The 21,055-nt window shown below is 36.8% G+C and carries 19 protein-coding genes; 2 read left to right on the top strand and 17 right to left on the bottom strand.

Annotated features, from left to right (window positions below; translation table 11 throughout):
- Window positions 1-166: 166 nt before the first annotated feature.
- The 13 genes from DFR56_RS00345 to ilvD form a co-directional block, all read right to left on the bottom strand.
- A complete protein-coding gene (locus tag DFR56_RS00345; protein WP_110393439.1) occupies window positions 167-1,816 on the bottom strand; it encodes an alpha amylase family protein in 1,650 nt (549 codons plus the stop codon).
- A 698-nt stretch (window positions 1,817-2,514) separates the two neighbouring features.
- Complete coding sequence (locus DFR56_RS00340; RefSeq protein ID WP_244916385.1) at window positions 2,515-3,684, bottom strand: YeiH family protein; 1,170 nt, start codon at window positions 3,682-3,684, stop codon at window positions 2,515-2,517.
- A gap of 64 nt (window positions 3,685-3,748) precedes the next feature.
- The gene (locus DFR56_RS00335) at window positions 3,749-4,801 is read right to left on the bottom strand and encodes a zinc-dependent alcohol dehydrogenase (protein WP_110393438.1); all 1,053 of its coding nucleotides are present in this window, start codon (window positions 4,799-4,801) and stop codon (window positions 3,749-3,751) included.
- A 12-nt stretch (window positions 4,802-4,813) separates the two neighbouring features.
- Window positions 4,814-5,833: an ABC transporter permease gene (locus DFR56_RS00330; RefSeq protein ID WP_110393437.1), complete on the bottom strand. Its 1,020-nt coding sequence runs from the start codon at window positions 5,831-5,833 to the stop codon at window positions 4,814-4,816.
- Between the two features lie 15 nt (window positions 5,834-5,848).
- Window positions 5,849-6,526 carry a cyclase family protein gene (locus DFR56_RS00325; RefSeq protein WP_110393436.1) on the bottom strand — a complete coding sequence of 226 codons (678 nt, stop codon included), beginning with the start codon at window positions 6,524-6,526 and terminating at the stop codon, window positions 5,849-5,851.
- 18 nt (window positions 6,527-6,544) lie between these two features.
- Window positions 6,545-7,447: a fumarylacetoacetate hydrolase family protein gene (locus DFR56_RS00320; RefSeq protein WP_242694516.1), complete on the bottom strand. Its 903-nt coding sequence runs from the start codon at window positions 7,445-7,447 to the stop codon at window positions 6,545-6,547.
- A gap of 9 nt (window positions 7,448-7,456) precedes the next feature.
- A complete protein-coding gene (locus tag DFR56_RS00315) occupies window positions 7,457-8,230 on the bottom strand; it encodes an SDR family NAD(P)-dependent oxidoreductase (protein WP_110393434.1) in 774 nt (257 codons plus the stop codon).
- A gap of 15 nt (window positions 8,231-8,245) precedes the next feature.
- Window positions 8,246-8,812 (bottom strand): cysteine dioxygenase family protein, encoded by a 567-nt coding sequence (locus DFR56_RS00310; protein WP_110393433.1) that lies wholly within the window; start codon window positions 8,810-8,812, stop codon window positions 8,246-8,248.
- Window positions 8,813-10,006, bottom strand: a complete 1,194-nt coding sequence (locus tag DFR56_RS00305) for a CaiB/BaiF CoA transferase family protein (RefSeq protein WP_242694515.1) — start codon at window positions 10,004-10,006, stop codon at window positions 8,813-8,815.
- A gap of 33 nt (window positions 10,007-10,039) precedes the next feature.
- Window positions 10,040-10,795 carry an enoyl-CoA hydratase/isomerase family protein gene (locus DFR56_RS00300; protein WP_244916409.1) on the bottom strand — a complete coding sequence of 252 codons (756 nt, stop codon included), beginning with the start codon at window positions 10,793-10,795 and terminating at the stop codon, window positions 10,040-10,042.
- A gap of 37 nt (window positions 10,796-10,832) precedes the next feature.
- A complete protein-coding gene (locus DFR56_RS00295; protein ID WP_158525441.1) occupies window positions 10,833-12,365 on the bottom strand; it encodes a sugar ABC transporter ATP-binding protein in 1,533 nt (510 codons plus the stop codon).
- A 66-nt stretch (window positions 12,366-12,431) separates the two neighbouring features.
- Window positions 12,432-13,424, bottom strand: a complete 993-nt coding sequence (locus DFR56_RS00290) for a substrate-binding domain-containing protein (RefSeq protein WP_158525440.1) — start codon at window positions 13,422-13,424, stop codon at window positions 12,432-12,434.
- Between the two features lie 72 nt (window positions 13,425-13,496).
- Window positions 13,497-15,179 (bottom strand): dihydroxy-acid dehydratase, encoded by a 1,683-nt coding sequence (gene ilvD / locus DFR56_RS00285; RefSeq protein ID WP_110393428.1) that lies wholly within the window; start codon window positions 15,177-15,179, stop codon window positions 13,497-13,499.
- Between the two features lie 230 nt (window positions 15,180-15,409).
- Here ilvD and DFR56_RS00280 point away from each other — a divergent pair, with 230 nt between their 5' ends.
- The gene (locus DFR56_RS00280; protein ID WP_110393427.1) at window positions 15,410-16,324 is read left to right on the top strand and encodes a LysR family transcriptional regulator; all 915 of its coding nucleotides are present in this window, start codon (window positions 15,410-15,412) and stop codon (window positions 16,322-16,324) included.
- Window positions 16,325-16,426: 102 nt separating this feature from the next.
- Here the strand turns inward: DFR56_RS00280 and DFR56_RS00275 are convergent, their stop codons facing one another.
- Window positions 16,427-17,995, bottom strand: coding sequence for a PH domain-containing protein (locus DFR56_RS00275; protein ID WP_342353132.1), 1,569 nt, complete (start codon window positions 17,993-17,995; stop codon window positions 16,427-16,429).
- Window positions 17,992-18,489, bottom strand: a complete 498-nt coding sequence (locus tag DFR56_RS00270) for a PH domain-containing protein (RefSeq protein ID WP_110393426.1) — start codon at window positions 18,487-18,489, stop codon at window positions 17,992-17,994. Before DFR56_RS00270 ends, DFR56_RS00275 begins: the two co-directional genes overlap by 4 nt.
- A 477-nt stretch (window positions 18,490-18,966) precedes the next feature.
- Between DFR56_RS00270 and DFR56_RS22735 the strand changes: the two genes are divergently transcribed.
- Window positions 18,967-19,122, top strand: a complete 156-nt coding sequence (locus DFR56_RS22735) for a hypothetical protein (RefSeq protein WP_158525439.1) — start codon at window positions 18,967-18,969, stop codon at window positions 19,120-19,122.
- A 231-nt stretch (window positions 19,123-19,353) separates the two neighbouring features.
- Here the strand turns inward: DFR56_RS22735 and sda are convergent, their stop codons facing one another.
- Together sda and DFR56_RS00260 are read right to left on the bottom strand one after the other, a co-directional pair.
- The gene (sda, locus tag DFR56_RS00265; protein ID WP_242694514.1) at window positions 19,354-19,512 is read right to left on the bottom strand and encodes a sporulation histidine kinase inhibitor Sda; all 159 of its coding nucleotides are present in this window, start codon (window positions 19,510-19,512) and stop codon (window positions 19,354-19,356) included.
- Window positions 19,513-20,688: 1,176 nt separating this feature from the next.
- Window positions 20,689-21,027 (bottom strand): DUF5362 family protein, encoded by a 339-nt coding sequence (locus tag DFR56_RS00260; protein WP_110393425.1) that lies wholly within the window; start codon window positions 21,025-21,027, stop codon window positions 20,689-20,691.
- Window positions 21,028-21,055 lie beyond the last annotated feature (28 nt).

Raw genomic sequence — 21,055 nt, 5'->3', positions numbered from 1 at the left:
ACTTAGTAACGCAAGACTTTTATCGTTGTTACGTCAGTGAAAGCAATAATGTTGTAATAGTAAGCTTTTAAAAAAAATTTTTAATGTATAAAAATAGCTTGATGATAACAACATGCTCGACGGTCGTTAAAAATATTCTTTCTTGATTAACGAATGTTTAAGATCGTCAGTTTAATCCTGGAATCGTATGCGGTGCAACGGTTTCTTTGGTAAATACTTCTTGTAATAGTGGCCACCAATCGTACATTTCAATATAAACCAAGTCAAACAGCATGACTCCGTGTGTTTTACTTTCGGTCATCCGAATAGCTTCTTTAAATGATTCTGGTCGATCTTGATAATCAAGTAAATATAAACTTCCATACGTAAATGTTTCATAATTGGTTACTTCCATACTGAGATTGGCTGCCCCTTCCACACTATACCAATATGGTAATCCTTTAGCATCTGATTCCTCGATTGTCACATCACCATAATAAAGACCAGTCATCAAAAAGTCTAAATGTTCTGCATAACCTGTTTCATGATAGTCTGGAGTAGCCCACTCATAATCTGGTTGATAATTCTTGCTTCCCCAGTTGACACCTTCACTATAATACAAGGGATGCCATGATCCTACATAAGTATTGAACAAAACATCCGAATTCTGTGATTTAACCAATTTACTAGTTTCTTCGAAGTATTTTTCAATATTAGCTGCACGCCACTTAATCCATTCCTTGTAATGTTTTCCAGGAACAGTCACTTTCTTATTATCTTCAAATTTTACTGTAAAAATATCTTCTGGCCAGTTAGTAACCTTTTGACCTATTTCTTTTTCAAATTCCGAACGACTTAAATCACTAAAATCTGTATAAATATTGTTATACCGTGCACGATCCAATGTTATTCCATCTATATCATAATTGGTTACAAGCTCACTGATAATATTCCATGTAAACTGTTGTACCTCTGGATTAATCGGATTCATAAAGGCTTCTGTTGCATTTGTCTCTGAAGTTGGACGTAGATCTGATTGAACTTGTGAAATATCTATTTCTTCATTTATTTGAATATTATCCAGTACCCACTGACGAGCTTTTCCATGAGCAGATATCAAGTATCCATTTTTAGGAACAGTCACTTCTTGCTCTCCAATTGTATTACGGTCAATAATTTCCGTAACAATTCCATTTTCAACTTTTACCTCAATCCCCCAACGATTAGCGGGTGAAATCGTATTATTTTCAGGAGTGTAAATAATAAGTTGATCACTATTTCGTGTAATATCGAAACCAGTTATAGAATATTTATTATCTTCACTATCAGTAACTACACGCGTAACATCGTAAACGATTGTCTGCCATTTTTGGTTTTCAATAGCTGGACCTTCAGCGTATTGATTACTGCCTGCAGCAAAAGTATTGATGTTAAGATGAACTTCTAAGTCATATTTCTTTGCTTCGCGCACTACATTTTCAATTAAATCAAAATCAGCTGGATAACCTTGATATTTAGGATTCTTAGATGTACTCAGATGTGGTGAATATTCACTTGGATAAGGCACAAAGCCAGTTGAACTTTTGACATCTAATACAATCGTGTTAAAATTTGCCTCTGCAGTCTTAGATATAATATTAGCAACCTTTTCTGGAGTATTTAGATTTTCAAGGTTTGCACTTAAATCATACCAAAGAATACGTGCTTTCATGTTTTTGTTTTTGATCAAATTTCGTTTTGCATTATCGTTAGCTTTTGCTTCTATGGATGAAATGCTACCTAATGAAGCAAACAATATAACTGTAGACAGAAAAAATATTAATATTCTTTTTAACAATGGTTAACACTCCTTATTTTTATGATTTATATTAGCAAATTACTAGATGAATAGATTTTTCAAAGCATTAGAAACATTATCGGTATAAACATGTTTTCAATTTTTTTAATAATACCTCCCCATATATAAAGTTTGTCTACACAGATTTATCCCCCCTTGCTTGCCCCTATAAGAATACGCTTTCTTGAAATGATTTTACCCAATTAATTGCAATATATCAATAAATTTAGAAATTTTTTTTACTTTTATTAATAAAATAAAAATTTTTTTAATTATATTTCAAAAAAATAATAGCCAACTTCTGTATTAGGTGATTCTTTTCTTGCTATTTTTTCTTAAATCTAATGGATATCTCCTTTAAAAATGAGACACTTTTCCGATTTCAAATATAAAAAATTAAAGTCGGTCGATTTTTTAAAATGATGGTTTCTCCCATTCCTTGTTCACGTTATTTAAACTGTCTTAATCATACTTAATCAATATTTAAGCTGTACTAACCCTTTGAACCAATTTTTTATTCTCCATGTAATCGAACATTCTTTTATATTGGGTGATTACGCTCAAGATAACAAATTCCATAACCAATGGCGCTACTCATATATTTTCCATTCGTAAGCTAATGCAATGTTTGCAATCATTGAATGCAAAAAAAGAGAAAACTATAAAAGTCTTCTCTCTAACTATTGCTCACTATCAAATTATAAAACAACCAAATGTCCAAAAAAGGTAATAAGTAACGCACTAACACCCCCAACGGAGACGGCTGCAATAAAGCCGATGTAAAATGGTTTCATACCGATTCCTTTAAACATTTGAAAGTTTGTCGATAACCCGACACCAGCCATCGCCATTCCAAGTAGATAAGTCGTGCCAAATGAACTACTATACGTATAAATACTTTCCCAAGTAGCCTGCTGAAAAAGCCCAAATGCTGCACCAACATTTTCTATTGTCGTGTCACCAATTGTCCGTAGTAGGGCAAAAAGTAAAAAACCAATCACAAATAATGGTATAAATGTATACCATTTTGGTAATGATTTCTTTTCTTTCGCTTCTTCTGCTTGAGCGTTATTTATATTTTTATAATACAAATAAGATACGAATGGAATAATAACGATAATAAATAAATTTCGTGTTAATTTTGTAACAGTCGCTACATCAACAGCTTGTTTCAAATCGTACACTTGATGATAAATAAGTGCTGCTCCTGTTACTTGTGCAGTATCATGAATCGCTGTTCCTAAAAACAACCCAGCCTTAATTGGATCATCCCCAAATAAGAAGTTTGCTAGAAAAGGATATAATACCATTCCTGTTAAACCGAATATCGTAATATTGGCAACCGCATACGAAATTTCATCCTCTTTTGCTTTAATAACAGGGGAGGTTGCCATAATGGCAGTAACCCCACAAATACCTGTTCCACAAGCAATTAACGTTCCAAGCCGGTTCGACTGGTTCATTTTATTCGTTAAATATAGCGTAATGAATAGTCCAGATGAAATACAAGCAACGATTAACGGTATTCCTAATGCACCGAGTTTCAATGCCTCTACTAAACTAAGCCGTAAACCAAGGAGGACAATTCCAGCACGAAGAACATATTTAACAGAAAAAGCGATCCCCGCTCCGAAAATAGCTTGTTTGAAACCAATCGTATTTCGGATCAAAATACCGATAATGATTGCAACAAAAATCCCTGATACAGGTGTTTTACTTTCTGAAGATAATAGTCCAGCCTTGATCATCATATAGCCAATAAATTCCGCGCCATACATCCCGACAAACATGACAGCAAAACATATAAGTAGTCCTGGCACAACATCGATGATAAAAGGCTGATCTTTTTTCTTGGTAGCTGTATTCAACTAGTTTTCACACCTCCATCATTCTTATTCAATAGTAACACCCTCCATTGTACTATATGCTGCATCACCCTACATCAACAATGATTTTGATACAGCTTGGATCTTTTTCGCCCATAAAATGTAATGCTTCGCCAAATTGCCCCAGGGCAAATCGATGAGTGATGAGTCTTCTCGTATTAATTTTCCCATCTTCAAGTAAGGATATGACAGTGTTCCACACGTTGGGACTTCCTAAAGAGCCGTGTAATTCCAAATCATTTGCGACGACTAAATCGGTATTAATTGTCGCTTTTTTCCCACCGCATAGTCCTATAAGGCAAAGTCGCCCGCCAGGAATAAGCGTATCTAATGAATTTTCAATTGCAATTGTATTACCTGTCGCCTCCACCATGGCAGAAAATAACTGGTTATTTGTTACTTGCTTTACTTGGTCTAATAAGTCCCCTCTTGCAGCATTGATTACATAATCAGCGTCAAGTTCTTTTCCAACTTGTAAGCGTGTTTCATTCATATCAATTAGTGTCACTTTATTCGCCCCAAATACTTTTGCCATTTGAACAGCGAGCAGCCCAATTGGTCCTCCACCCATTACTGCAACATGATCATTTGGTTTAATATTTAATTTCCCTGTTGCACGATAAGCTACTGCAGCTGGTTCAATAAGACTCGCCTCCTCATAGGAAACATGAGAGGAAAAACGGTGCAACACATGAGTTGGATAGGTAATATATTCGGCACATGCACCATTTTTTGCAAGGACACCACATTCAATACGATGAGGGCATAAATTATAGCGACCTTGTAAACATCTCGCACATTTTCCACAAGGTAAGGTCGTTTCCCCAACAACACGATCCCCAACTGAAAAATCAGTTACAGCTTCCCCTATTGCTACAATTTCACCTGACCATTCATGACCAGGTATAATTGGAAATGTTGATTGTCCTGTTTGAAAATAAACCATATTTCCTTCAAAAATTTCTAAATCTGTCGCACAAATCCCAACTTGGTGAACTTTAATTAATACTTCATCCTCCTGGAAAGTAGGTATTGCTATATTATTGTATTTAAGATCATAAGCATTCATAAATTGCACGGCTTTCATCAACTTTCCCATTACAGCTCCTCCTTATTTTCTTGAATCGATTACATTTAGTGCAAGAGCGACAAATAATACAATCCCTGTTGCTAAATTTTGTCCATCTGTTCCGACGCCAAGAAGATTGAGCCCATTAACTAAAACACCCATTAACAAAACACCAACCAATGTTCTCCACATACTTCCAACTCCACCGAATAAAGAAGTACCACCAAGGATTACACCAGCTATCGGGGGTAACATAAGTCCTGCTCCAACAGTTACTTGAGCACTCCCGATTCGACCTAACATCATAATTCCTGCTAATGCACAAAGGAACCCACTAATGGCAAGGGCTGCAATCTTATGTCTATCTACATGAATTCCTGACATTCTTGCGGCTTCTTCATTTCCACCAATTGCATATAAGTTTCTTCCAAAAGCAGTTCTGCTTAGAATAATATGACTAATAATAAACACGACTGCAAATACGAGAACAATGACTGGTAGGCCAAATATTTTACCTGAGCCGAACCACTGAAGACTATTTGGTAAACCGTATAATGGCTGCGCGCCTGAAAACCATAAGGCTATTCCGTCAATAATATACATCATCGCAATCGTAGCGATAAAAGAGGGAATTTTTAATTTTGCGTTGGCTATTCCTGAAATAATACCAAATACAGTTCCAACTACAAGTGCACCAGCGATAGCAAAAATGACTGGAAGCTCGAAGCCTAATCCATAACCACCAATGGAAAGCGCTCCTGCAACAAGTCCACTAATCGCCATCGTACTAGCAATACTTAAATCAATTTCTCCTAAAATAATGACAAAAGTAATCCCAATTGCCATCACGCCAATAACAGAAACTTGTCGTAAAATATTTGGTATATTTTCGAGTGAAAAAAAGTTTGGTGCAATAATTGAAAAGATGATTGTAATGGCGACAAGTCCAAGAATCGGACCAAGTGTAACAATATCGATTTTATTTTTTAACCCTTTTGTAAAATGAAGTGTTGAAAGTTGATTCATTTGGGTACTAGCTATTCCTGATTTTTTTGATTCCATCGACTATTCCCCCTGTCAAGATTTAATCTCCGCAACGACGGTACAAGGTGCACTATCAATCCCATTAATTAATAATGGTAATGCGATAACGCTTTCAAGTGTGTCATTTGTTAACGATGCAAAATTTAAGTCCTCAATGATTACCATATAATCATCATCATGGAACATTCCGAGTAAATATTGGTGCGCCAAAATTCCTTCGTCGATATTTGTATACGATGCAAGAGAAATCCAATCCATTGCAACTCCTTTTAAGTTAGGAAATTCATCCATTAAATATTTACATGAATCGCCCGTAAATCCTGGACCATTTCCCGCATATCCTTCTGGATCCGATTTTCTTTTATCTGAAAAGCCGCTCCGAATCATGAGTAAATCCGCGTCTTTCATCTTTTCAGCATACGGCTCTAAATCCTCCCGTGTTACAAGCTCTCCGTATGATTTTGGCAGATCAATTAAAAGCGGACGATCATAGAAAAACGTTTCGACCGGTAGTTCTGCAATGCGCGCACCGTCATTATTAAAATGTTTCGGGCCATCCATATGGCTACCAAAATGGTTGAAAAATTTCACTTCAAAATGGTTGTTTACATCGCCTTCTGACATATTTGTATACGCTTTAATTTCCACCTTCGGATTACCTGGCCAGCCTGGACTCATTTCATCCATTGGATAAGACAACAATTTTCGCATTCTAATTAGCTCCTCCTATTATATTTCCTGATCAAATGTATTTATTAATGTACCTAACGGATCAATCTCGACAACAACATTATCCCCTTTTTTCAAATACTCACGCTCGTCTTCTGGATAGCCTAAGATGACGCCTTCAGGAGTTCCCGTCATAATGATATCTCCTGCATCAAGTGTCATATGATCTGAAATATAGCTAATAAGTGTTTCACAGTTAAAAATCATATCAGACGTATTCGAGTTTTGACGAAGCTCTCCGTTTAAGTACGTTTTAATTTGTAAGTTATTTGGATTTGGCACTTCATCTTTCGAGACTAAATATGGGCCAACTGGGCTAAAATCGTCACAACTTTTTCCAGCTAACCATTGTGGATTTAACATTTGCAAATCACGAGCGGAAAGTTCATTCACTGCACAATAGCCAAATACGTAGTCAAGTGCTGCTTCTTTTGGAACCCGTTTCGCCTTCTTGCCAATCACAATAACCAATTCTGCTTCATAATCAACCTCTTTAGAATTATGTGGTAAGAAAATCGTCTTCCTGTGGGCGGTAATCGTATTATTAAATTTATTAAAAAGGACAGGCGTTTCCGGAATGGGCATATTTGATTCTTCCACATGTTTTTTATAATTTAGTCCTACGCAAACAATTTTTCCTGGGTTTGGAACACAAGGGCCAAATTCGAGACCTTCTTCATCCAAATAAACATGTGGATGATCACATTCGTTTGCTTTATCTACTAATATGTTTAGTTTTGACAGCGCATCAGCACCACCTTCAATTACACAACCGATCGTTAGTGGTATATTGTTCATCCCTAATTCTGTTGCCGCATGAGCTACGTCTAATATCCCATTTTCTGTTTTAATCCCAAGATGTAATAGATTGTTTTTTTCAAAAGTTAATAGTTTCACGTCCATACTCCTCCCTTATAATGCCTTTCCCGAGACGACTCCCCCATCGATATAAACAGGTGATCCAAGCATAAATTTCGATTCATCTGACGCTAGAAATAGGGCAGCATTTGCTACATCTTCTGGTGTCCCAAGTTGTCCGTTCAACTGGCGCTGTTTAATTTTTTCAAGTGCCGCTTCTGGATCTTCATACGCCGATTTTAAATAGTTTTCAACGAACGGAGTATAAATCGTCCCGGGAAGTAGTGCATTTACCCGAATATTGTACGGTGCATAATCAACTTGCATTGATTTTGTTAGAGCAAGTACCGCCCCTTTTGTAGCGGCATAGATAGCTCTGCGCAAAAATCCAATTTCAGCAAGACATGAAGACATATTAATAATACTACCCTGTTTTTGCTCCATCATATATGGCAACACATGCTTACTGACTGTACAAACCCCTTTAATATTCACTTGCATCGCGCGGTCAATAACATCATCCTCTGTTTCATGTAATGTGCCAACGACCGAAATGCCAGCATTATTAAATAGCACATCGATCTGCTTACATTGTGCTATCACTTGCTCGACCATTGCTTTCACTTGATCTCGGTCCGTCACGTCTGCTCCAATAAACGTCGCCTTGCCACCTGCTTCATTGATTTCTTTCACTATTTGGATGCCATCTGCTTCTGAAATGTCATTGACAATAACGCTTGCACCTTCTTTAGCAAAAAGCTTGGCGGTGCTTGCCCCGATTCCGGAGCCCGCACCTGTTATTAATACAATTTTTCCACTGAGTCGCATCTGTTTTTCTCTCCTTTAGTTCGTCACTTTATCCCATTTTGTCACTACTGCCTTTTTCTTTCCTGTTGCTTTTTCATACATATAACGAGTAATCTTACCGATATTTCCCCCATATATATGAAGTCCCACACAAGGGATAGAAGATGCACAACTTACTTCATGAACATCTTGATCTGTCGTACAACAAACAGCAACGTCCCCTTCATATAAATAAGACTTTTCTAGTTCTTTTAATGGTTTTTCTTCCTCGTCAGTTGGACGCACATAGCTTACTTCATATTCCGTACCTTGGACAATCCCGATTACCCCCCACGTCCTGTGGTCATGGATTGGTGCTGCTTGTCCAACATCCCAAACAGCAGATGCGACCGAAAATGATTCATCTGGAGCGACATAGACAGGATAGAGGACATATTTATTTTTATTAGGAACCCGGTATTTAGTCGGCAATTCATAGTTACTTTTTAGTAACACTCCCAATGCTGCAGCAACTTGAGCGGTAATAAAACGTTCATCCCCACCTTTCTGGACAATAGCAGCGACATTTTCAATAAATTGGTCCATTTCATGCTGTTTTTCCATTTAATCAACCCTTTCCTTCCGATGATTTAACCATTCTTCATAAACCTCTTCATTATGTTCTCCTAATTTAGGAGGAGAGCGAAAAACTTCAAATTCATAATCAGACATATGGATTGGATAACCAATCGTTTTCGTCTTTTTGCCATTCGGTAATGTGAGATTTTCAATAATATTCATGCTTTTTACATGGACATCATCCAATATTTCTTGAAAATCATTTACTGGGGCACAAGGAATGCCATATGCATCAAATACTTCTAGCCAATGGGCTACTTCTTTCGTTAAAAACACTGGTTGAATAATCGTTGCTAGCTCTTTTTGATTTTTCGCTCTTACTAATTGGGTTTTAAATCGTGGATCTTCCGTCAACTCTTCCATTTGAACAATTTTACACACATCTCTCCACAATTTATCGTTTCCCGCTGCGATTGCAAATGGACGGTCTTTTGATTCGAACACTTGGTACGGTGCATTACGCGGATGAGCAGATCCCAACCGTTTCGGTGCCTTACCCGTACCATAATATTCACTTGTTTGTAATGCGGAAATACCAAGTAAGCTTCCTAACATCGAACAGTCGATATAGGAGCCTTGATTCGTTTCCTCCTTCTTTTTAAGTGCTGCCAAAATACTGTAAGCAGCATATAATCCGGCGGCAAAATCGCCAACAGGGACACCACATTTTACTGGTGGACCTGACTCTTCTCCCGTCACACTCATCAATCCACTAATCGCCTGAACTGCAACATCAAAAGCACCTTTCTTCGAATATGGTCCCGTTTGTCCATAGCCTGAGATCGAACAATATACGAGCGCGGGATTAATCTGTTTTAGATCTTCGTAACCAAGACCTAATCGCTTCAATACACCAGGTCGATAATTTTCCAACAATACATCTGCTTCCTTGCACAATTCAATTAAATCTTGGACTTCTTTTTCATCTTTTAAATTAACAGTAATACTTCGTTTATTCCGATTCACCGAAGCAAAATTTTCACTATACACTTCATCTTCGTCATTTGTCGTCAATGGGGGCCATTGTCGCATTGAGTCACCACTATTTGGTCGTTCTACTTTTACGACATCTGCACCTAAATCTGCCAGTAGCATTCCTGCAAAAGGCCCTGCTGCAATTTGACCAAGTTCAATTACTTTAATATCTGCTAACGGCCCTTTTTTCAAAGCTAATTGCAACCAAATCTCCCCCTTTTCTGCCATATATTCCTGTCATTTTTTTATCCTAGCTACATATTGTTCAAAAGCTTCGTTAAAATCGACTGCTAAAATGGATTTTTTTGCAAGTTCACAAGGATCTTGCATCAGCAAATCACGCTCCACTCTATTACACATATTTCGGATAGTTTCTTTCGCAAATGAAGGCATCTCGATAAGATGTTTTGCCCATTCCTCGGCTCGACGGAGACAATTGGCACTAGAAACAACTTCATGGACAACTCCATCATGTAGAGCTTCCTTGCTGTCGATCAATTTGTTCATTAATGTCAATGTTCGTGCAGTTGAGCCCCCCACCTCGCTGATAAGACGTTGTATTCCCAATACAACCCCGAACTGTGGACCGGGAAATCGAAAAGATGCTACTTCATTAGCAATTCTTAGATCACAAGCTAGGGCAAGATCAGCACCTGCTCCAAATGCATATCCATTTACTGCTGCAATTGTCGGTACTCTTAATTGTTGCACCGTTTCAAACAAATGAGCGAGTTTGTAAAAGAAGTTAGCGACTTCTTCCTTGTTAGCCAACTCTTTTACAAAATGGACATCGATCCCTGTCGAGAACGCTTTTAATGATTCGCTCGTTAGAATAACTGCTTTTATATGTTGTACTTTGTTGATTCTTTCCAGTTCACTTTGTAATGATTCGAGAAGTTCTAAATGAATGGAATTTAATTTTTCAGTTCGATTGATCGAAACAATGATAATCCGTTCATCTATTTCACTTTGTTTGATCAAAACAGGTTTCATTCTTTCCAATGATCTATCCTCCGTCTATTTTAGTGAACTAGGCACTATGCTTAAAAATACTATTCATAATATTTTCGTCATTGATGGCGTCCCCAACTAATTCATTAACGATTTTTCCTTCATGCATGACTAAAGCTCGATCAGATAATCCAATTAGTTCTGGAAGTTCAGACGTAATCATTAAAACAGCTGTCCCATTGTCGGCTAAATCGCGAATTAATTGATAAATTTCCGATTTAGCCTTTACATCGATGCCTCGTGTTGGCTCATCGATTAATAACACTTTACAATTTGCGGCTAACCATTTAGAGATCACAACTTTTTGCTGGTTTCCACCACTTAAATTTCTTACCAATGCCTGTTCTGATGTCGTTCTAATATTTAACTTCTTTATATAATCACGCATTTTCTTCGTTTCTTTCGCTTTATTAATTAAGCCAAATGTTACCGTATCCATGATCGTCGTTAAATTGATATTTTCTTTTAGTCCGAGACAGCCAACAAATCCTTCTTCTTTCCGATCTTCGGAAATCAGTCCAATTCCTTTTTTAATTGCATCTCGTGGATTTTTAATCGTTATTTCCTCGCCGTTTAAAAATGTGCGCCCTGATTGCTTCGTGTCCCTACCGAAAATCGATCTGATCACTTCCGTTCTTCCTGCACCTTTTAGGCCGACTAACCCTACTATTTCTCCTCGTTTAATTTGAAAAGAAATTTGATCATATTTCCCTTCTTGGGTATAATCCTGCACCTCAAAAACAACTTCATCAGAAATCTCTTTCGCTTTTTTAGGGTACAACTCCCCAATCTCATCTTCGTGTGTTCCTGTCATAAGGGATACTAATTTTGTCTCTAACTGGGAATGAGGGGCGGTTTCCATGTTTAAATCAATCGTGTCGATTTGTTGCCCATCCCGTAAAACGGTCACCCGATCAGATATCGCAAAAATCTCCTCAAATTTATGGGTAATAAAAATAATCGCTTTGCCATTTTCTCGTAATTTTTCAACCGTTTTAAATAGACGTTCTACGCCATCATCACTAAGCGAGGACGTCGGCTCATCAAGTAAAATAATTTCGGATTGATGGGAAAGCATCTTAGCAATTTCCACCATTTGTCGATCAGCGATACTTAAATTTTTGACCATTTCATTTGGCTTGATCGTAATATTTATTTCCTCAAATATATTGGCACAATCACGATAAAGCTTTTTAAAATTCACTAACCCATTGGCAAGTTTCGGTAATCGACCGATAAACACATTTTCTGCCACACTTAATGTCGGAATTAAACTTAATTCTTGGTGTACCATCCCAATCCCAAGTAACCGGGCATCATTTGGATTTTTAGGTCTGACACGTTCACCATTTATAAAAATTTCTCCTTCAAAATCGGTATGGATTCCATCGATAATTTTAATTAACGTACTCTTTCCAGCACCATTGGCTCCGAGTAATGTATGAACTTCCCCTTTTTTAATCTCTAGATTGATCCCTTTTAACACCGTAATCCCGCCAAATGCTTTTTTAATATGTTTTGTCTCAAGCATCACTTCCGTCACCCTTACCATGTTCATCCCCCTTTCGATCGTCATTTTTAAAAATTTCCAGCCATTTACTTTAGGCGTTTATTCACATTACCAAGCTTTCTCTACCATTTCATTCGCATTTTCCGGGTTGATTTCTTCTGTTGGTACGGCGATTATTTTATCCATTTCTTCTCCATCTAAATGTTTCACCGCTGCCCGTAATGCATCTGCTAACATTGCTGGTTGTTGTAAATATGTTCCGTAAATATCGCCTGAAATAATTTGTTCCACTGTTGATTTTTGTCCATCCATTCCGACCAGAACTAAATCCTTTGCCCGATCTGCATCATCTGCTGCACGGAACGCTCCTTCAATCATCATGTCATTATGTGCAATAATCCCATGTAATTCCTTCGTTGAAGTAAGAATATCCTCTGTTACACTCATCGCCGTAGTAGATTGGAAATCAGCATTTAAATTGATAAGAAACTCAATTTTAGGGTTATCCGCTAACACAGAATGAATCCCTTCTCCTCTTTCCATTGCCGTAGAAGAACCAGCAGTTCCGATTAATTCTGCAACTTTATATACTTCCTCATTTGGATATTTTTCTTCCAACCCTTTTAAAAATAATTCACCAGCATTTTTACCCATATCAATATTGTCTGTACCTAAATGTGCGACAATGTCTACTTCGTCTGAATCTACATATCTATCTACTGTAAAAACAGGAATACCTTTTTCATTCGCTTGTTTAATTGCCGGGATCACTCCTTCAGTTGTAACAGGAGCTACGACAATCGCATCTACTTTTTTCACGATCATATCTTCTATATCTTGATTTTGTTTTGCTTGATTTTCTTCTGCATCGTAAAAAATTGTTTCTACACCTAGTTCAGCCGCAGCCGCTTCTGATGCCTTTTGCCCCTCGACAAAAAATAAAAATCCAAGGGAAGCAACAGACGTTCCAATGACTACTTTTTCTTTCTCCTCTCCACCACTTGTATCATTAGAAGATGTATCCGAATCTTTAGAACCAGAACATGCGGACAATATGACTAATGCGAAAATAATGAGTAATAAGCTAATTCTTTTTACCATTGAAATTTCCCCTTCCAAATTAGTTTTAGAATGCACTATCTTTATCAAAATCATCTGAATTTTAGTGAAATATTAATCGAAATAATTAGTAATTGCACCTAAGGAGGCACAAGAAACATTATGTGCATATTTTCCTAACACACCATGTTTATTTAATGGTGGTGCGATCCAATTTGCTTTTCTTTTATTTAGTTCCTCGTCAGACACATCCATAAAAATTTCTTGTCGTTTAGCACAAACAGTTACGATATCCCCTTCTTGTAAGAGTGCAATTGGCCCACCTACTTGTGCTTCTGGTGCAATATGTCCAACGACCAAACCGTGTGTTCCACCTGAAAATCGACCATCTGTAAGAAGTGCCACTTTTTCCCCTAATCCTTTTCCGACGAGGATTGCAGAAACGGAAAGCATCTCTGGCATTCCTGGTCCTCCTTTAGGACCGACATACCGAATAACTAAAACGTCGCCTGCTTTAATCTCGTTGTTTGTTACTGCTTTTGCTGCGGCGTCTTCGGTATCAAATACTCGTGCAGGACCTGTATGGGTTTGTACGGAAACACCGGACATTTTGGCGACTCCACCTCGTGGGGCGAGATTCCCTTTTAACATAACGAGTGGTCCTTGTTTACTGAGCGGCTCTCCCATTGGCATAATGACATCTTGTCCTGCCGCAAGATCAGGCGCGTCTTGTAAATTCTCTGCTAATGTTTTACCTGTAACAGTTAAGCAATCGCCATGTAAGTAGCCTTTTTCATGAAGTAATTTCATGACAGCTGGAACGCCACCTACTTTATACAAATCTTCCATGACATATTTTCCACTTGGCCTTAAGTTTGCAATATGTGGCACTGTTTTTTGCAATCGGTCAAAGTCATCCATCGATAAATCAACCCCGATCGCATCGGCAATAGCGAGTAAATGGAGCACCGCATTTGTCGACCCACCTAGAGCCATAACCACGGTAATTGTATTTTCAAATGCTTTTTTAGTCATAATATCTTTTGGATAAATGCCTTTTTCCATTAATTTGTACAGCGCTCTTCCTGCTTGGTCACATTCGATTTGTTTATTTTCCGACGTGGCGGGAGTAGATGAGTTACCAGGCAAACTCATTCCAAGTGCCTCAATGGCAGATGACATTGTATTTGCTGTGTACATTCCACCACAAGAACCTGCACCAGGACAGGCTTTACATTCAATTGCCCTTAATTCTTGCTCATCTATTTTTCCACTATTTAACTCCCCAACCCCTTCAAAAACGGAAAGTAAATCGATATTTTTACCATTATGTTTTCCTGCATCGATCGTTCCTCCATAAACGAAGATTGCTGGAACTCGGGCATTCGCAATCGCGATCATACAACCTGGCATATTTTTATCACAACCACCAATTGTCAGTAATCCATCTAAATTTTCCCCTCCGACCACGGTTTCGATCGAATCAGCGATGACATCCCGACTTGGTAATGAATAACGCATCCCTTGTGTGCCCATCGCAATCGAATCGGATACGGTTATCGTATTAAAAATTAACGGCACAGCACCAGCTTCACGAGCTCCTCTTTTAGCCGCAACCGCTAAATCGTGAATATGCATATTACAAGGAGTTACTTCACTCCATGTACTCGCAATTCCTACCATCGGCTTATTAAAATCTTCATCAGTCAACCCAACTGCACGTAACATGGCTCGATTTGGCGCTTGTTTCGATCCTTCACTAAACACTTTACTATTGATACGTAAGTCTTTTTCCACTGACTATCCCCCTCACGTTAAATTACAATGATGAATGTTCTCTTTTTCATCCCTCACTTCTTCATTCATTTGAATCACTACTAAAGATCTATTTTGTAAGCGATTTCAAGTAGTAAATTTACTATACCAGCATTTTAGATGAAAAAAAATTAGAAAAATTCTATAAATGTTAGATAAAATCTATCAATAGTTTGCTATAATGAAATATATTGATTAAAGGAGGGGTTTCCTTGAGACTAAGACAATTGGAGTATGTCCACAGTATTGTCGAGCATAAAACAATGAGAGAAGCAGCGCGAAATCTCTATGTAACAGAGCCAACGATTAGCCAACAAATAAGAACGTTGGAAAAACAGTTAGAAACTACCATTTTCGAAAGGGATGGTAGAGGAATTAGACTAACGGAACAAGGGGAGCAACTATATCCATTTATTTTGGATGTGTTAAATAGTGTAGATAAATTAAAGCAACAAGTAGAGTTAATGAATAATCCAGATAGCGGGGAAATTATGTTAGGACTTGGCCCGATTCTTACTGATATAAAGCTTCAACGTTTATTGGAAGCGTTTAAAGAAGGTTTTCCAAAGATGAAAATTAGCATTTATGAAAGCGGTTCAATGGACTTATTACATCTGTTGGAAAAAGGCGAGCTAGATATTGCGATTATTAATTCTAGCATTGAAACAAGGGTTTATATGGAGAAAAATAATATTGCCTGTAAACCTTTATACGAATCGAATTTTATTTTAATGACTTCCACTCAACACCCGTTGGCAAAACAGGAAAAAGTATCATATAAGGATCTATATAACGAACCTTTAATGCTGTATAGAAATGGGTTAATTCAAAAGTCCATTAATGAATTATTAGGTGCGGAAAAAAATATCGTTTATTCTTTTGTCGATTATATTTCGATTATTCATCTTGTTCGCGACGGTTTAGGGGTTAGTATTCTCCCAAAATCGTATGTTGATGGGCTTTCAAGTGAACAAAAACAAGGGGTAACCTTTCTCGAATTCAGTGATTTCGGTACCCAGATGAAAGTTAGTTGCATCTACAAACAAGACGCAATTTACCCTAGTTATATTAAAAAGTTTATCGATCTACTTTTATATAAATTTAAAATTAGTACGAAACTTGCATAAAAAAACTATTCCTCATCTTTTTAAGTAAGTGAGGAATAGTTAGATTTTTATCAGAAAGACCTTCTAAAGGCATCCACTCTTTTTACACAGCACGGTCGATATTTATTCTATTTCTATTTCCTTCGTTCGATCCATATACCACGTATAAACGGAACCTGCCATCGCCACAGGTATATCGTCTAATTCTGTATGACGAACTGGATTTGCCCGATTAACGATTTCAAACGAAGCAATTCCCAACTTTCGTTGAAGAAAGGATCTGAAAACCTTCACTTCAATGATCTTATCCCGTTTGGTAACAATATGTGAGGTGACCATTCCACCTTTTTTTATTTGGATAAAATGATCATTTATCGTGTATTTCGTATTTTTATACCCTAAAATTACGAACGAATAGATGACGACAATAAGTAGAACAAGTCCAATCCACCATGCCTGTTCTAAACCCCAAATAGCTGGTTGAAAGTAAAATAGCGCAACAGAAACAAGCACAATAAACCAAATCGGTCTCAATAAACGAACCCATAATGCCTTTTTCGGTAATTTGGACATCTGCTCCGTTATCTCATACGATGGCAAAATTTCTGCAATCATTTCATATGCTCGTTTTTCCGGCAAAAATGGATAAAGTGAACTAATTTTTAAATCATCATCATCTATTTTAAGGTTACCTGCACTTATTAATTTCACTTCAACAATGCCAAGCAGCCGTTTGATCAATGATTGGGTAATTTCTACCGCTTGAACATTCTGTTTTGAAATAGAAAAGGACCTCTCATCGATCACTCCTTGGGTAATATAAACTCGTTCTTCATCAGAAGATATTTCATATTTTCCATACTTCAAATACACCCTGACAATTCCGAATATAATGGATGTGATTACAAGAGCAACGATAATAACAACGATAAGCCACCAAGCACTTAGAATAATCGATATCAAACCTTCTGCCCGTTCATCCAAATCAAAAAAGTCATCAAGTTGAAAGTAAAGTGACACTAAAATTGGAACAAGTACTAAAAAACTAAGCGAAGTAAAGGATGCTTTCAATACATCTCGTTTTGTCGGGTTAAAATGGATCACACGGTTTTGTCTTCCGCTTTGCGCGTTCGTTTTAAGTGTCGACACCTCATCAGGAACTTCTTTGTGCTCTTCCACATCTATATCATTTTGTCGCTCTAGTTTATCTTGTCCAAAGTCATGGTCATCCAATTCACGATCATGCTGTGTACCCTGTTCAATCACCTTTTCCATTTTGTCTGCTTCTTGGAGCGAGATTACGTTAAACTTGATCGTTGTATCTTCTCCTGACATCGCTGTTTCAAAATGAATCGATGTCATCTTAAAAATGCGATGAAATACCGAGATATGGCGATTCACATTTTGGATTTTAGCATATGGAATTGTTTGCTCTTTTTTTGTAAAAACCCCTTTATATAAATGAAAAGCAGTATCGCCCAGTTTATATTTTTGTGTCAACCATTTTGAAATAATGTAAATGAATGTTATCACTGTATATAAATAAAAAGCATAACGACCATATTTGAAAAGAAATGATTGTGATTGATAATTTAAAACAAATAAAATAATGACTAGAAAAAACACATTTTTTACAAAGCCCCATACATCAAATAACATCAGCAATGGATGATATCGCTTCGGCTTCATCATGATTCTACTTCCTTTATTTTTGCGTAATGCGCAATTTTATTTCTTAACTCCATCGCCACATCCCGCTGTAACCCAGATATTGCATGGCTCGATCCCATCGTTTCAATGGAAATCGAATACAGTCCATACTTTCGCATGATCGGTCCTTGATTCGTTTCGACAGCTTGGATTTTAGTCATCGGTACAAGTTCATGTGTTTCATTTAAAGCCCCTGTTTTCAATTGTAAAAACTCTTCATCCACATGGTAGCGCGTATATTTATACAGCAAAAAGGGACGAATCAGAGTAGACCAAACAGCTGCAAGAATAGCAATAACAGTAATTGCAATTAAAATCCAACCGATCCAATCCTTCCAAGAAAATCGATCATCTAAATAAAATAAAACGCCAAGCACAATAAACCCAATACTATTACTAATTAATTCACTAATAATCGTTACCTTCACTATATCCTTCGATAATTTCTTTTGTGGCGTTTGTATATCTGTGAACAAAATATCACGCTCCTACTCTTCTCTTGAAATGGTGACAGGATAAACCTACCTCTATCGTAATACGAAAAAAAACTTTATTCAATCCAACATAATAATGAATTTATAATACGGGGAAAGAATGATCGTGTCAGTAAGAGGCAAATGAGAGATATTTGACAGTGGGAGTTACTAATTTTGAGGATTATGTGCTGGTTCCACGGTTATGTGTCGCATTTAAAAACTACATATATGCAATTTGCTTCTTTAACAACACCGGTTTTCTAAAGGTGATCAATCTATTACTTGAAAAAGGCAAGAATTTGTTGATTCTATTAAATGAAAAAGAAATTCAACAATTTTATGAATGAAGCAGGCAATTTCTAATTTGGATAAGGAAATAATATCGATGATGTAAAAGGGGTGAAAGAAGAAGCCGGAGAACTTGTTCACGCAGCAAAATAACCGAAATGGTCCGGTGAAAACAATCAAGGGGAATTAATGGAGTTAGTGACAAATCAAATGACTGATCATGAAAATACAGAGGAAATAGTCTTTTTTAAATCAGTTGGTGCTGCCTATGATGATTTGGCCGTTTCACATGGTGTATATAAAACAGCACCTCATTCAAATGCTAGTACAAAAATAGAGATGTAAAGATATTCCCCCAAAACAATTAACTTAAACATGTAACAATGTCGCCTGTTACTATAGCTACATGAACCGTTTGAGACTCCCATGGCTAAAGCCTCAAGTCCTCAACCTTATGATTTGATGAGTGGGATTCTTGCACGATGTATCGTTCGCAGTCCTATTTTGACCCCCCTGCAAGTTGAAGACATCTCATTTCCCTGCTCTGTTTTTATTCCTCCACTTCCTTTCATTGTCTTATTTCTCCAATTGCCGATCGATCATTTCCTCTTTTAATAAATGAATAAACTGTTCATTTAAGCATAATTGATTCGCTTTTTCATATGCTTCTTTGATTAAATCATCACTTAGAGCTGGAAAACGGATCGATCTGTTTTTATGCTTATCTACACCCAATTTTTTCACCTTTTCTAATACAATTAACTTGAAAGATAGATTTCCGATAAGAACTTAATTTTTTGTTCACGATAACATATGACACCTTTGTAATTTTTATAAAAATATCTCCCCTTATCAACAGGTCCATCTATCAAATTCCAATTCCTTTTGTTTACACTAAACGTGTTATTTACATATAATAGTGCATTTTCCCTAAAAAATCAACACTAAATGTGTTTTTTTAACATAAGCGTCATATTGTGTTAATCGTCATGAATACTTCAAAAGAGTGAATGATCCTTAATGATTAACTATTTGAATTTTATACCCAAAACTTATCCATCGATTTTTATTCCAATATACTCCTTTACCTATATGACCTTTTACCTATTCAGACATAATGACACCATTTTCATATAAATTTCCTTATAAAAAAGATTCGCGATGAAACAACAGTTGACCAACTTATCAATCATTGTTTGCTAATTTGTTATTCTTTTCCGTCATTAGAAAGGTATTATGACCAATTACCACATTTTAGAGCGTTCTCCCAACTTTCGGCTCATCCAAACTAAGGTAAAACGATAAAAAATCGAAAATATTTTGTTAATTGATTATAAATATAGAGGCAAATCATACAAAACGGATGGAGCCGAAGCGAGAAACGAAAGATATCGTTGTGTGAAGCAATATGTAAACATGACGCCGATGGTGAATAGAAAAGAAGAGAAATCATGCAAAAAGAGAAAAATTAGCGAGGCAACTAAATCTATTATTTAGGCAAAATAAATACGACAAGTAATGACTAAATTTTTGGCAAATATTCATATCATTGTTCGTGATGGCAAAAATGTAGTCAGAAAAATGCCGTATCCTTTAGACATTTAGATGAGGTGGTATTTACCTCTTGTGTACCGAGAAAGCCGGAAACGAAGACAAATGCTCCGTTTAACTGAAAAAGTGGGAAAAGAAGATGGATTGACTGCGGAGTACCGATTGTATCGTTCTCTAAAATCGTATGTGCCGAATGCTATAGTCCCCATTCGTTTACCTTCATACGGTTTAATAATAATTAACATGGAAAAGCAACATTTATCTAAACGCTTACTCTTATTTTATAGACGCACTTTTTTTCGGTAGACGAAAACTATCTAGTCATGCGAAAAAAACGCGTCTAACTTCGACCATTTGATCTTACTCCACAGTAAGTAAAAAGAAAACGATATAGAATATAATTGAAGTAATAAGTAATATCCCATTGATAAGTAAAAAGTAACTTACATTATTTAAAAGTTCATCCAACGCTTTTACATCATGTCGTTCAGATTTTAAAAACTTATTTGCTCGAGCTCCCGAATGAAAAATAAAGTGTGCTAACAACAACGTGACCAACCCTGGAATGACTCCGATTACTGTTGTAAAAAGTCCTTGTATCGCAACAATGACACCTGCAATTCCTATTACAGCACCTAAAAATCTCCCCCAAAAACTGATCCGACGAAGATGTTTAGGATCGACATTTATGTAATCCACCCGAAATACCTACTTTCTATTAAATATG

Origin of the sequence: Pseudogracilibacillus auburnensis (genome assembly GCF_003201975.1) — a bacterium.
Classification (GTDB): domain Bacteria; phylum Bacillota; class Bacilli; order Bacillales; family Amphibacillaceae; genus Pseudogracilibacillus; species Pseudogracilibacillus auburnensis.
Note: the sequence above shows the minus strand (reverse complement) of the source record. Positions and strands in the feature narration are given on the sequence as shown.